10 protein-coding genes are annotated in these 13,178 nt (G+C 69.2%); 9 read left to right on the top strand and 1 reads right to left on the bottom strand.

What is annotated here, in order from left to right; genetic code table 11:
• The 6 genes from tilS to I5731_RS16125 all read left to right on the top strand — a co-directional run bounded on the left by tilS (nucleotide 1) and on the right by I5731_RS16125 (nucleotide 7,669).
• The gene (gene tilS, locus I5731_RS16150; protein WP_235981848.1) at nucleotides 1-1,332 is read left to right on the top strand and encodes a tRNA lysidine(34) synthetase TilS; all 1,332 of its coding nucleotides are present in this window, start codon (nucleotides 1-3) and stop codon (nucleotides 1,330-1,332) included.
• Nucleotides 1,333-1,668: 336 nt separating this feature from the next.
• Complete coding sequence (gene ftsH, locus I5731_RS16145) at nucleotides 1,669-3,600, top strand: ATP-dependent zinc metalloprotease FtsH (RefSeq protein WP_197312444.1); 1,932 nt, start codon at nucleotides 1,669-1,671, stop codon at nucleotides 3,598-3,600.
• A 144-nt stretch (nucleotides 3,601-3,744) separates the two neighbouring features.
• Nucleotides 3,745-4,056, top strand: coding sequence for a hypothetical protein (locus I5731_RS16140; protein ID WP_197312443.1), 312 nt, complete (start codon nucleotides 3,745-3,747; stop codon nucleotides 4,054-4,056).
• 391 nt (nucleotides 4,057-4,447) lie between these two features.
• Entirely contained in the window at nucleotides 4,448-5,137 is a 690-nt protein-coding gene (locus I5731_RS16135) for a hypothetical protein (RefSeq protein WP_197312442.1), read from the top strand.
• Between the two features lie 198 nt (nucleotides 5,138-5,335).
• Entirely contained in the window at nucleotides 5,336-6,682 is a 1,347-nt protein-coding gene (glmM, locus tag I5731_RS16130) for a phosphoglucosamine mutase (RefSeq protein WP_197312441.1), read from the top strand.
• A gap of 231 nt (nucleotides 6,683-6,913) precedes the next feature.
• A complete protein-coding gene (locus I5731_RS16125; RefSeq protein WP_197312440.1) occupies nucleotides 6,914-7,669 on the top strand; it encodes an outer membrane protein in 756 nt (251 codons plus the stop codon).
• A gap of 114 nt (nucleotides 7,670-7,783) precedes the next feature.
• Here the strand turns inward: I5731_RS16125 and I5731_RS16120 are convergent, their stop codons facing one another.
• The gene (locus I5731_RS16120) at nucleotides 7,784-8,767 is read right to left on the bottom strand and encodes a GlxA family transcriptional regulator (RefSeq protein WP_197312439.1); all 984 of its coding nucleotides are present in this window, start codon (nucleotides 8,765-8,767) and stop codon (nucleotides 7,784-7,786) included.
• A gap of 118 nt (nucleotides 8,768-8,885) precedes the next feature.
• Here I5731_RS16120 and I5731_RS16115 point away from each other — a divergent pair, with 118 nt between their 5' ends.
• The 3 genes from I5731_RS16115 (at nucleotide 8,886) to serA (ending at nucleotide 13,159) form a co-directional block, all read left to right on the top strand.
• Nucleotides 8,886-9,716 carry an alpha/beta fold hydrolase gene (locus tag I5731_RS16115; RefSeq protein WP_197312438.1) on the top strand — a complete coding sequence of 277 codons (831 nt, stop codon included), beginning with the start codon at nucleotides 8,886-8,888 and terminating at the stop codon, nucleotides 9,714-9,716.
• A gap of 425 nt (nucleotides 9,717-10,141) precedes the next feature.
• Nucleotides 10,142-11,314: a phosphoserine transaminase gene (locus I5731_RS16110; RefSeq protein WP_197312437.1), complete on the top strand. Its 1,173-nt coding sequence runs from the start codon at nucleotides 10,142-10,144 to the stop codon at nucleotides 11,312-11,314.
• 261 nt (nucleotides 11,315-11,575) lie between these two features.
• Nucleotides 11,576-13,159 carry a phosphoglycerate dehydrogenase gene (gene serA / locus I5731_RS16105; RefSeq protein WP_197312436.1) on the top strand — a complete coding sequence of 528 codons (1,584 nt, stop codon included), beginning with the start codon at nucleotides 11,576-11,578 and terminating at the stop codon, nucleotides 13,157-13,159.
• The last annotated feature ends 19 nt before the right edge of the window (nucleotides 13,160-13,178 follow it).

The following is a 13,178-nucleotide window of genomic DNA, read 5'->3' as shown; positions in this document are numbered from 1 at the left end:
ATGACCGGCGCCGCCGGCCGTGGCGCCGTCGCTTCGGGCGCGGCGGCGATGGCGCCGTTGACGCCCGACGAGGCCGACCGGCTGTTCGCGCCCTTCGCCGGGTTTTCCGCGCTGGGACTGGCGGTGTCCGGTGGCGCCGATTCCAGCGCGCTGTTCCACCTTGCGGCCGACTGGGCCGCGCGTCGCCCCGACCATCCGCGCCTCGTGGTGCTCACCGTCGACCACCGCCTGCGCCCGGGGGCGGCGGCGGAGTGCGCCGCCGTGGTGCGGATGGCGGCGGAGCGGCGGATCGCGGCGGAGATCCTGGTGCGCCCACCCGACCTGAGGTCCGGTCCGCTCCTCGGCGACATCCAGGCGGCGGCGCGGCGCGCCCGCTACGACCTGCTCGTCGCCGCCGCCCATCGGCACGGGCTCGGCGCCGTGCTGCTCGCCCATCACCTCGACGATCAGGCCGAAACGCTGCTGCTGCGGCTCGCCCGCGGCAGCGGCCTGCGCGGTCTTTCCGGCATGCGGCCGGTGCGTCTGGTCGGCGGCGTCGCCTTCCACCGGCCGCTGCTCGGCGTGCCGGCGGCGCGGCTGCGGGCGACGCTCATCGCGCGGGGCCTGCGCTGGATCGAGGATCCCTCCAATGCCGACCCGCGCTTTGCCCGCAGCCGGCTGCGGGCGCTGATGCCGGAGCTCGCCGCGGCGGGCCTCCAGCCGGAGCGCCTCGCGGACACCGCGGCGCGGCTGGCGCGGGCGTCGTCGCTGGTCGACGCGGTCGCCGGCGATCTTCGCGCGGCGGCGGTGACGGACCACGGCGGCTATCTCTCGGTCGACCGCGCGCGCCTCGCCGCGGCGCATCCGGAGGCGGCGCTGCGGGTCGTCGCCGACGCGGTGCGCGACCTCCGCCGCGCCGATTACGGGCCGCGCCTCGCGCCGCTGGAGGACTGGCATGCGCGCTTCCTCGCCGGTGCCCCGCCGACCAGGTTGACGCTCGGCGGCGTCGTCATCGACGCGGCACGGCGCGAGCGGCTTTGGCTCTATCCGGAAGCCGGGCGCGGCGGTTTCGAGGTGCTGGACGATCCGCCCGACGGCACGATCCTGTGGGACGGTCGGCTGCGGCTCGAACTCGTGCGCGAGGCCAAGGCGGGCACGTTGCAACTCGCGGCGCTCGGCGCGGCGGGACGGCGCGACCTCGCGCGGCTCGGCCACCGCCTGCCCGGCCCGGCGCGAGCGAGCGAGAGCGTTCCGGCTCTCAAGCGGCCGGACGACGGGGCGCTGCTCGCGGTGCCGGCGGCGGGCTTTTGCGTGGCGGGGGTGCGGCTTTGCTCCCGGCCGGTGTCGGCCTGAGCGGGAGCTGCGGCGGCGCTCGCCCGAAACGTCAAGCGGCGCAAGGATTTGCCGCTCGTCAACCACGTCGCGCTTTGGTTACTTCTTCGTCAATCGCGCGGGTTGGCAATGACCGGCCGTAGACCTATCTTAACGGCTGGCCGCTAGCGTATCCGCCGGGTCGTGCCGTTCGCAGTCTTGCTGGGGAAATCCTCGCCGGACGCGGCCGGTCGCCAGGCGGTCCGGGTGCCGCGCCTGATCCGCTGACCTCTGTCCGCCGGACGGGCGCGGGGGTCCGGCCGCGATACGGGTCGCCCGCCTTTCTTGCACGCGCCGGTCCCGGCGCAGGGAACGACGATGAACGCAAATTTCCGGAACTTCGCGCTGTGGGTGATCATCGCGTTGCTGCTGATCGCCCTGTTTCAGCTCTTCCAGAGCCCTGGCCAGCGTCAGACGACGAACGAGATCTCCTATTCGAAGTTCCTGCAGGACGTCGATCAGGCCGCCGTGCGCGACGTGACGATCATGGATCGCAACGTCACCGGCCGCTACACCAACGGCGGCACGTTCCAGACCTACGTTCCGGACGGGTCGAACTACGTCGACGAACTGCGCGAGAAGGGCGTCAACATCACGGCCAAGCCGGCCGGTGAAGGCTTCTCGCTGATCGGGGCGCTGCTCAACTGGCTGCCGATGATCATCATCTTCGCGCTGTGGATCTTCGTGATGCGCCAGATGCAGGGCGGCGCCGGCGGCAAGGCGATGGGCTTCGGCAAGTCGAAGGCCAAGCTGCTGACCGAAGCGCACGGCCGCGTCACCTTCGAGGACGTCGCCGGCATCGACGAGGCCAAGGAAGACCTGCAGGAGATCGTGGAATTCCTGCGCGACCCGCAGAAGTTCCAGCGTCTCGGCGGCCGCATTCCGCGCGGCGTGCTGCTGGTCGGCCCGCCGGGCACCGGCAAGACGCTGACCGCCCGCGCCGTCGCGGGTGAAGCGAACGTGCCGTTCTTCACCATCTCGGGCTCCGACTTCGTCGAGATGTTCGTCGGCGTCGGCGCGAGCCGCGTCCGCGACATGTTCGAGCAGGCGAAGAAGAACGCGCCCTGCATCATCTTCATCGACGAGATCGACGCCGTCGGCCGCCATCGCGGCGCCGGCCTCGGCGGCGGCAACGACGAGCGCGAGCAGACGCTGAACCAGCTGCTCGTCGAGATGGACGGCTTCGAGCAGAACGAAGGCGTCATCATCATCGCGGCCACCAACCGGCCGGACGTGCTCGACCCGGCGCTGCTGCGTCCGGGCCGCTTCGACCGCCAGATCACCGTGCCGAATCCCGACCTCAACGGCCGCGAGAAGATCCTCAAGGTTCACGCCCGCAAGGTGCCGATGGCGCCCGACGTCGACCTCAAGGTGCTCGCCCGCGGAACGCCCGGCTTCTCGGGCGCCGATCTGATGAACCTCGTCAACGAGGCGGCGCTGCTCGCCGCCCGCCGCGGCCGCCGGCTCGTCACCCACCTCGAGTTCGAGGACGCCAAGGACAAGGTGATGATGGGCGCCGAGCGCAAGTCGATGGCGATGTCGGCCGATGAGAAGCGCAACACCGCCTATCACGAGGCCGGCCACGCCATCATCGCGCTGGTCCTCAACAAGACGATCGACCCGATCCACAAGGCGACGATCATCCCGCGCGGCCGTGCGCTCGGCATGGTGATGACGCTGCCGGAAGGTGACCGCTACAGCTGGACCTACGAGAAGGCCATCGCCCGGCTCACCATGCTGTTCGGCGGCCGCGAGGCGGAGATCCAGACGTTCGGTCCGGAGAAGGTCACCACCGGCGCCTCCGGCGACATCCAGATGGCGACCAACCTCGCCCGCTCGATGGTGATGGAATGGGGCATGAGCGAGAAGCTCGGCCGCGTCCGCTACCGCTCCAACGAGCAGGAAGTCTTCCTCGGCCATTCGGTGAGCCAGTCGACCAACATCTCGGGGGCGACGGCGAAGCTGATCGACGAGGAGGTGCGCCGCCTGATCGAGGAGGGCGAGCAGACCGCCCGCCGGATCATCACCGAGAACCACGACAAGTTCGTCGCGGTCGCCGAGGCGCTGCTCGAGTTCGAGACGCTGACGGGTGAGGAACTGCGCGGCATCATGAACGGTAAGCCGCCGGTGCGCGATGCCTTCGACGACCCGACCCCGCCGCGCAGCTCCGCCGTGCCCCCCGCGGGCACGCAGCGCCCGCGCGGCGAGCCGGACGCCGGCCCCGGGCTCGAGCCGCAGCCGCAGGGCTGACCGGCCGATCGCGGGATCGGGACATGACAAAGGGGCCGGATTTTCCGGCCCTTTTTTCATGGTCGCCGGCCGCGGATCCAGATCCTCGTGTCCGGGCGGTTTGCCCGGCAGGTCGCAACGTGTCGATGCCGAAGGATGCAACGCTTGGCCTTCTTCAACCCGTTCGCCCGCAGGCCTCCGCTCGACGCCGCCGTCTCGCAGCGGATCAAGGACTGGGTGCGGGAGGTGTTCGAATTTCCTGACGAGGTGGTGATCACGGTCAGCGAGGTCGCCTGCCGCGACGCCGGTTGCCCGGACAGGGAGACGCTGGTCCGGGCGTTCCTGCTCGACGCACCGCTGCTCGACGCGCGCATCGAGCGGGCACCAGGCCTCGTGTCGCTGTTCCATATCGAGGCGGTGCATTACGGCCTGTCTCGCCGCCCGGCGGCGCCTGCGCAGCACGCGGACGAGACGTGATCGCAGGCCGAACGGGCGGAACGCGGGTCAGATCAAGCCGGCGCCCCGGCTTTTCCCTCGCCCTTCGAGACAGCCGCAACGCGGCTTCCTCAGGATGAGGGAAAAGGGTAAACGCCTGACATAGAAGAAGAAACCTCTCCAAAACCTCATCCTGAGGAGGCCCGCAGGGCCGTCTCGAAGGGCGAGGCCGGGCGCGCAGACCACCGCCGATCGCTGACCGGGCCACCGCAGGCCGAACGGGACGGTGACGAATTTCCGAAAATTCTGCGGCCCTGTTCCCTCGGGAACAGCGGCCGGGGTCCGGATCGGGCTTTCTGATCCTCATGAAGCGGCGACGAAGACCCGGCCCGATGGGGCGCCGGGCGCGGCGCCGGAACGAGGAGCCAGGGCCATGACCGACTACGAGATCGATCTGACGAAGGACTGGGCCGCGCAGTTCAACCGCTACGGCCTGAAGATCGAGAAGGCCAACACCACCGGCGCGGTGACCCGGACGGTCGAGAACGGCATTCCGATGTACACGATGAGCGGCGCGAGGGACGCCTGCACGGTCGAACTCGGCGTGCACGACCGGATCTACTTCCTCGCCCAGCACAAGAAGGATTTCGCGCACCTGCTCGCCAACCCGCAGGGCGGCGGCTCGTGGGAGTTCAAGGTCGTCGGCAGCGGCGGGCCGGCCGCCGGCGACGTGCTCTATCTCGGCTACCAGGAACGGCGCGGCAACGAGAACCTGCGCAACGTCGCCGCCGCCGCCAACAGCCTTGTCGGTGGCATGGCCGACCAGTCCGCCAAGCGGGCGATCATCGTTTCGGCCTCGCTCGACCGGAAGAGCGCCGACGCGCAGATTTCCGCCTCGGGCAAGGAGAGCAGCCTCGGTGTCGGCCTCAACGCCGACCCGCGCCAGCGCTTCAACCCGAACCGCGCCTTTGCGAGCGGCACGATCTCCAACACCGCACTGTCGCACGTCGTCAAGTCGTGGCACGAGAAGCGCGGCCAGGCGCGCGATCTGCTCGGCCCCGCCCAGCGCGTCTTCGCCACGGTGCAGCAGGCCGCCGGCATCTTCAAGGCGATCCGGGGATGAGGCGGTGTGCGGGATCGTCGCCGGCAGTTGGCCCGCGGCGTCCAACGTGGCCGCGTGGCGCCGCGCCGATACAATCGCACACCAATTTTGAACCATTTTCGGTAACGATCGGCGCTAATCTCCCTCCAACGAACGGTGACGCGCGGTCGGGGCAGGCCCCGGCGCGAACCGGATACGGCACGGAGTTGCGCAAGTCCCATGGCTAGAACCTATTTCGGCACCGACGGCATCCGCGGCACCGCCAACCGCTGGCCGATCACGCCCGAGATCGCGATGAAGGTCGGCATGGCCGCCGGCCTCGCCTTCCGCCGCGGCAACCATCGCCACCGGGTGGTGATCGGCAAGGATACCCGGCTGTCGGGCTACATGATCGAGCCGGCGCTCACCGCCGGCTTCACCGCGGTCGGCATGGACGTGGTGCTGTGCGGCCCGGTGCCGACGCCGGCGATCGCGATGCTGACGCGCAGCTTGCGCGCCGACCTCGGCGTGATGATCTCCGCCTCGCACAATCCCTTCGCCGACAACGGCATCAAGTTGTTCGGCCCGGACGGCTACAAGCTCTCCGACGAGATCGAGACCGACATCGAGGCGCTGATCGACTCCGATCTCACCCGCCGGCTCGCGCAGCCGATCGACCTCGGCCGCGCCAAGCGGCTCGACGGCGTGCGCGACCGCTATGTCGAGTTCGCCAAGCGCACCCTGCCGCGCGCGATCAACCTCTCGGGCCTGCGCGTCGCCATCGACTGCGCCAACGGCGCCGCCTACCGGGTCGCCCCCGAAGCGCTGTGGGAACTCGGCGCCGAAGTGGTGGCGATCGGTGTCAATCCGGACGGTCTCAACATCAACCGCGAATGCGGCTCCACCAGCCTCGGCGCCCTGGTCGCCAAGGTGCACGAGGTGCGCGCCGACATCGGCATCGCGCTGGACGGCGACGCCGACCGCGTCATCATCGTCGACGAAAAGGGCCAGATCGTCGACGGCGACCAGCTGATGGCGGTGGTGGCGCAGTCGTTCGCCGAAGACGGCCGGCTGACGAAGCCGGGCATCGTCGCGACGATCATGTCGAACCTCGGCCTCGAGCGGCATCTCGCGAAACAGGGCCTCGCGCTGCACCGGACCAAGGTCGGCGACCGTTACGTCGTCGAGGCGATGCGCGCCGAGGGCTACAACGTCGGCGGCGAGCAGTCCGGCCACATCGTGCTCGCCGACTATTCGACGACGGGCGACGGCCTCGTCGCCGCTCTCCAGGTGCTCGCCGCGGTGAAGCGGCAGGACAAGCCGGTCAGCGCGGTCTGCCACTTGTTCGAGCCGACGCCGCAGGTGCTGCGCAACATCCGCACCACCGCCAAGCAGCCGCTGGAGCAGGAGACCGTGCGCAGCGCCATCGCCGCCGCCCGCAGCCGGCTCGGCAACGACGGGCGCATCGTGGTGCGGCCGTCGGGCACCGAACCGCTGATCCGGGTGATGGGGGAGGGCGACGACGCCGATCTCGTCTCGGCCGTGGTCGACGACATCATCAGCGCGATCGGCGCCGTCGCGGCCTGACGCGGGCCATCCGGCCGCATATTGCTTCTTCTGCGCACAGCCGGGCATCGCCGCGATGCCCGGCTGTTGCCGTTTCGCCACGGCGCGGGGCATCGCGACGGTCATCACGGTAAATAATCGTGGTGAAGAAACGTGGTTAAGTGTCGATTAACCGTTCCTGCCTAGTCTCGGTCCCATCAACTCCAGGACGATCCGGGTCAGTTTGGCTCCCGGGGAGACGAAAGAAGGACCATGACCATGCGCACGTTTGCGAAGGCTGCATCCGCGCTCCTCGGCGCCGTGCTTTCGGTGTCGGCCGCCCAGGCCGCCGACATCATCGACTATCCGCCGATCATCGAGACCCCCGAAGTGATCCCGCTCGACGTCGTCGGCGGCTGGTACCTGCGTGGCGACATCGGCTACAAGTTCTACCGCGACCCCGATATCAGCCTGAAGCCGCACGTCGGTTCGGTGACCAACACCTCGCTCGACGACACCGGCCTGATCGGCGCCGGCATCGGCTACCAGTTCAACGACTACCTGCGCGCCGACCTGACCACCGACTATGAATTCAAGTCGGGCTTCAAGGGCACGTTCCACTGCGTCACCGCCTGCGGCGGCTTCACCTCCGCCACCGCCGAAACCGACATCGACGCCTGGACGACCCTCGTCAACGTCTACGCCGACCTCGGCACCTACGGCGGCATCACGCCTTACGTCGGCGCCGGCATCGGCGGCACCTACCTCCGCACCAGCTCCGTCACCTCGCCGGGCATCGGCAAGATCGGCGACGGCGATTCGGAGTGGAACTTCGCCTGGGCCCTGACGGCGGGTGCGTCCTACGCCCTGACCGAGCAGCTCTCGCTCGACCTCAACTACCGCTACCTGAACCTCGGCGAAGCCAAGACCGGCGACACCTTCACGGCCTGCGGCTGCGTCACCAAGGCCGAGACCGACAAGCTCCAGGCCCACGAGATCCGTCTCGGCCTGCGCTACGCCTTCTATTGATCGAACGGCCCGGCCGGTCGGCTTCCGACCGCCACCGGCGCCGCGCGAAAGTCCTGCAAGCGGCGGCCCTCGCGAGGGGCCGCCGTTTTGCGTTGTTCGTCCGACGCTGCGAGCTCAGGCGACGCCGAAGCGGCGGCGGTAGGCGCTCGGGCCGAGGCCGGTGATTTTGGCGAACACCTTGCGGAAGGCGGCGGGGTCGGCGTAGCCGACCTGGAAGGCGATCTGCTCGACGGGCGTGTTGCTGAGCTCCAGCGCCTCGCGCGCCCGGACGATGCGCACCTGCTGGGCGTAGTCGGTCGGCCGCAGGCCGGTCGCCTTGGTGAAGCGGCGCAGGAAGGTGCGTTCCGTCATGCCGGCGAGGCCGGCGAGGTCGGCCACCGTCTGCTCCTGCGCCCCGGTGGCATGCAGGCGGTGCTGCACCCGCAGGATCGCGGCGTCGCCGTGCTCGAACACCGGAATGAACTGCGCGAACGGGAGCTGCGCGCGTCCCGGCGGCTCGACGAGCAGGAAGCGGGAAGTCGCCAGCATGACGCTGGGGCCGAGCAGCTTCGAGACCAGCGTCAGGCCGAGGTCGGTCCAGGCGAGGATGCCGCCGGCGGTGAGAATGTCGCCGTCGTCGAGCACCATGCGGTCGACGGCGACGTCGACGTTCGGAAAGCGCGCGGCGAGCGCCTCGGCGAACGCCCAATGCGTGGTGGCGCGCCGATGGTCGATCAGCCCGGTCTCGGCGAGCACGAAGGCGCCGGCGCAGACCGAGCAGAGCCGGCTGCCTTCGGCGTGGCGCGCCGTCAGCCATTTCGCTTCGTCCGGCATCGGCTGCATGCGCGCGGGCATCACGAGGCTCGGCGGCGTGATGACGTAGCCGAGCCGGTGCGCCGGGTCGGGGTGGCTGTCCCAGACGCAGGCGGGCGCGCCGCCGCCGTCCGGCGTGCGCCAGTGGCTGACGCGGATCTCGCGTCGCCGGCCGCTGTCGGGCCGCGGCGCCGACCATTCGCCGGCGATGCGGAAGAGGTCGGTGAGGCCGTAGACGGCGGCGAGCTGCGAGTCCGGATAGATCAGCAGGCCGATTTCCGAGACGAGGTCGGGTGGTGATGGCATTTGTCAATTTTGCCTTGGTGATCGTCGATTTCGACAAGCGCCATCCTGCACGGTGAGGGCTAATCCTGTCCATATCGACGGGCGGCGCCGGGTCGCCCGAAGCCAAGGAGAGACGGACATGGGCACGATCACCACCGCCGACGGCACGCGCATCTTCTACAAGGACTGGGGTTCGAAGGACGCGCAGCCGGTGGTCTTCCATCACGGCTGGCCGCTCAGCGCCGACGACTGGGACAACCAGCTGCTGTTCTTCCTCGCCAAGGGCTACCGCGTCGTCGCGCACGACCGCCGCGGCCATGGCCGCTCGGACCAGACCGACACCGGCAACGAGATGGACACCTACGCCGCCGACGTCATCGAACTCGCCCGCGCGCTCGACCTGAAGAACGCCATCCACATCGGCCATTCCACCGGCGGCGGCGAGGTCGCCCGCTACGTGGCCCGCGCCGAGCCGGGCCGCGTCGCCAAGGCGGTGCTGATCGGGGCGGTGCCGCCGATCATGCTGCAGACCGCGGCCAATCCCGAGGGCCTGCCGAAGGAGGTGTTCGACGGCTTCCGCGCGGCGCTGATCGCCAACCGGGCGCAGTTCTTCATCGATATCCCGACGGGGCCGTTCTACGGCTTCAACCGGCCGGGCGCCGTGGTCAACCAGGGGCTGATCGACAACTGGTGGCGGCAGGGCATGGCGGGCGGCGCCAAGGCGCACCTCGACTGCATCACCGCCTTCTCGGAAACCGACTTCACCGACGACCTCAAGGCGATCGACCTGCCGGTGCTGCTGATGCACGGCACCGACGACCAGGTGGTGCCGATCGCCGATTCGGCGCTGAAGGCGATCAAGCTGCTGCGCCACGGCACGCTGAAGACCTATGAGGGCCTGTCGCACGGCCTGTTCGCGACCCACCCGGACCTGATCAACGCCGACCTGCTGGCGTTCATCGAGGGGTGAGGCTCGGCGGATTTCCCCTCTCCCCTCGCGGGAGAGGGTGCCTCCCCGGGTCAGGCCTCCGGCCTGCCCGAAGACAGGCTTCGGGCAGGTGAGGGGGAGGGCGGTGCGGCGGTCTCCGGATTGCGGAGAGGCCGCGACCCCTCATCCGGCCTTCGGCCACCTTCTCCCACAAGGGGAGAAGGGATTTTTGCGCTCCCGGTTACTACTTCACGCGACGGAGAATTTTCGAGAAAGTGCTATTCATCTCTTGAAAGATCGCCGCCCATTTCTTTGCGGATGTCCTGATGGCTTAACTCGGGCGTTTCGCGCTGGGCGGCCCCCTCACCAAAACCCCCGCCCTTGACACTGCCTCTCTCCGGAGCGTACACGCGTTCCCGGGACACCCTTCCCCAACGAAGGGCACCTATCTGAGAGGATAGACAGAGATGAGCGTGACCGCGAAACCGGCCCAAAAGCCGGCGAACCCCCGTTTTTCGTCCGGCCCCTGCGCCAAGCGCCCCGGCTGGACCCTCGATGCGCTGGCCGATGCCGCGCTCGGCCGCTCGCACCGCGCGAAGATCGGCAAGACCAAGCTTCAGCAGGCGATCGACCTCACCCGCGACGTGCTCGGCGTTCCCGCCGACTACCGGATCGGCATCGTGCCCGCGTCCGACACCGGCGCCGTCGAGATGGCGCTGTGGTCGCTGCTCGGGCAGCGCCCGGTCGATCTGCTCGCCTGGGAGAGCTTCGGCTCCGGCTGGGTCACCGACGTCGTCAAGCAGCTGAAGATCGAGGCGCGCGTCTTCGAGGCGCCCTACGGCGCGCTGCCCGACCTCGCGCAAATCGATTTCGCGCACGACGTGGTCTTCACCTGGAACGGCACCACTTCCGGCGTCCGCCTGCCGGACGGCGATTTCATCCCCGTGGACCGCGAGGGCCTGACGATCTGCGACGCCACCTCGGCGGCGTTCGCGCAGGACCTTCCCTACGACAAGCTCGACGTCGTCACCTTCTCCTGGCAGAAGGTGCTCGGCGGCGAGGGCGCGCACGGCGTCATCATCCTCAGCCCGCGCGCGGTCGAGCGCCTCGTCACCTACAAGCCGGCCTGGCCGCTGCCGAAGATCTTCCGCCTCACCTCCGGCGGCAAGGTGATTGAGGGCATCTTCAAGGGCGAGACGATCAACACGCCGTCGATGCTCTGCGTCGAGGACTATCTCGATGCGCTGAACTGGGCGAAATCGGTCGGCGGCTTCGCCGGCCTGAAGGCCCGCGCCGACGCCAATGCGGCCGCGATCGCCGCCTGGGTGGCACAGACGCCGGCGATCGACTTCCTCGCCCGGGATCCCGCCACCCGCTCGAACACCTCGGTCTGCCTCACCTATGCCGACCCGGCGGTTGCCGCGCTCGACGACGCCGGCCAGCAGGCCTTCGTCAAGGCGCTGACCGGCCTGCTCGAGAAGGAAGGCGTCGCCTACGACATCGCCTCCTACCGCGATGCCCCGCCGGGCCTGCGCATCTGGTGCGGCGCGACGGTGGAGACTGCCGACGTCGCGGCACTGACGCCGTGGCTCGACTGGGCGTTCGCCGTGGTGAAGGCCGACCTCGCCAAGGCGGCGTGAGCCTTTCTCCGCGAAGCTGACGGATTGCCCCTCTCCCTTCGCGGGAGAGGGTGCCCGAAGGGCGGGTGAGGGGGGCGGCGGCGCGGCAGATTCCGCGCTTGTCCGAAACTCCCCACTCCGCCGCGCGCCCAAACCCCCTCATCCGGCCTTCGGCCACCTTCTCCCGCGAGGGGAGAAGGGGAGTTGCGGCCAGACTTTCGAAATTCCCCGCGCGCCGTGCGCCGAGCGCCGTGCCGCGAACCCCACTCTCAGGAGGCCTCCATGCCCCGCGTGCTCATTTCCGACAAGCTCTCCCCCACCGCCGTGCAGATCTTCAAGGATCGCGGTGTCGACGTCGACTACATGCCGGACCTCGGCAAGGACAAGGAAAAGCTCGCCGAGATCATCGGCAACTATGACGGCCTCGCCATCCGCTCCAACACCAAGGTGACGGCGAAGCTGATCGAGAAGGCCGGCGCCCTCAAGGTGATCGGCCGGGCCGGCATTGGCGTCGACAACGTCGACATCCCGGCGGCGACGGCGAAGGGCATCATCGTGATGAACACGCCCTTCGGCAACTCGATCACCACGGCCGAGCACGCCATCGCGATGATGTTCGCGCTCGCCCGGCAGATCCCCGAGGCGAACGCCTCGACCCACGAGGGCAAGTGGGAGAAGAACCGCTTCATGGGCGTCGAGCTCACCTCGAAGACGCTCGGCATCATCGGCTGCGGCAACATCGGCTCGATCGTCGCCGAGCGCGGCATCGGCCTCAAGATGCACGTGATCGCCTTCGATCCGTTCCTGTCGCCGGAGCGGGCGGTCGATCTCGGTGTCGAGAAGGTGGAGCTTGACGAGCTGTTCCGCCGCTCCGACTTCATCACCCTGCACACGCCGATGACGGAGAAGACGCGCAACATCATCGACATCTCGGCGTTGCTGAAGATGAAGAAGGGCGTGCGCATCATCAACTGCGCCCGCGGCGGCCTGATCGTCGAGGCGGACCTCAAGGCCGCCCTCGATTCGGGCCATGTCGCCGGCGCGGCGCTCGACGTGTTCGAGATCGAGCCCGCCACCTCGCACCTGCTGTTCGGCCATCCGAACGTGGTGGCGACGCCGCATCTCGGCGCCTCGACCACGGAAGCGCAGGAGAACGTGGCGCTGCAGGTCGCCGAGCAGATGTGCGACTATCTCCTGAAGGGCGCGGTCACCAACGCGCTCAACATGCCGTCGATCTCGGCCGACGAGGCGCCGCGGCTGACGCCGTTCGTCAAGCTCGCCGAACTGCTCGGCTCGTTCGCCGGCCAGCTCACGGAGACCGGCATCAAGGGCATCCGCCTCGAATATGAGGGTGACGTCTCGCGCATGAACACCCGCGCCCTGACCGCGGCGGCGATCACCGGCGTGCTGCGGCCGGTGCTGCAGTCGGTCAACATGGTCTCGGCGCCCGCGGTCGCCAAGGAACGCGGCATCGCCATCGAGGAGGTGCGCCGCGACTCGGCCGCCAACCACGAGGCGCTGATCCGGCTCGTCGTGGTCACCGAGCGCCAGGAGCGCGGCGTCGCCGGCACCGTGTTCGCCGACGGCAAGCCGCGCATCGTCGAGATCAAGGGCATCCGCATGGAAGCGGAGTTCGGCCCGTCGATGATCTACGTCACCAACGAGGACAAGCCGGGCTTCATCGGCCGCTTCGCCGGCCTGCTCGGCGACGCCGGCATCAACATCGCCACATTCAACCTCGGCCGCCACGCCCAGGGCGCCGACGCGATCTGCCTCGTCGAGGTGGACGGCGACGTGCCGGCGGCGGTGCTGGACGAGGTCTCGGCGCTGCCGATGGTGCGCCAGGCGAAGCATCTGGCGTTCTGAGGGGGGTGCCGTCGGAGGG

The sequence above is a fragment of the Methylobrevis albus genome, assembly GCF_015904235.1.
Taxonomy (GTDB): domain Bacteria; phylum Pseudomonadota; class Alphaproteobacteria; order Rhizobiales; family Pleomorphomonadaceae; genus Methylobrevis_A; species Methylobrevis_A albus.
The sequence above is the reverse complement of the archived record's forward strand: the minus strand, read 5'-3'. Positions and strand labels throughout refer to the sequence as shown.

Bases quoted from the DNA above. Each gene is read 5' to 3' on its own strand.
- I5731_RS16125 (WP_197312440.1), top strand. From the start codon at position 6,914: ATGACCATGCGCACGTTTGCGAAGGCTGCATCCGCGCTCCTCGGCGCC.
- tilS (WP_235981848.1), top strand. From the start codon at position 1: ATGACCGGCGCCGCCGGCCGTGGCGCCGTCGCTTCGGGCGCGGCGGCG.
- glmM (WP_197312441.1), top strand. From the start codon at position 5,336: ATGGCTAGAACCTATTTCGGCACCGACGGCATCCGCGGCACCGCCAAC.
- I5731_RS16120 (WP_197312439.1), bottom strand. From the start codon at position 8,767: ATGCCATCACCACCCGACCTCGTCTCGGAAATCGGCCTGCTGATCTAT.
- I5731_RS16115 (WP_197312438.1), top strand. From the start codon at position 8,886: ATGGGCACGATCACCACCGCCGACGGCACGCGCATCTTCTACAAGGAC.
- I5731_RS16110 (WP_197312437.1), top strand. From the start codon at position 10,142: ATGAGCGTGACCGCGAAACCGGCCCAAAAGCCGGCGAACCCCCGTTTT.
- I5731_RS16135 (WP_197312442.1), top strand. From the start codon at position 4,448: ATGACCGACTACGAGATCGATCTGACGAAGGACTGGGCCGCGCAGTTC.
- ftsH (WP_197312444.1), top strand. From the start codon at position 1,669: ATGAACGCAAATTTCCGGAACTTCGCGCTGTGGGTGATCATCGCGTTG.
- serA (WP_197312436.1), top strand. From the start codon at position 11,576: ATGCCCCGCGTGCTCATTTCCGACAAGCTCTCCCCCACCGCCGTGCAG.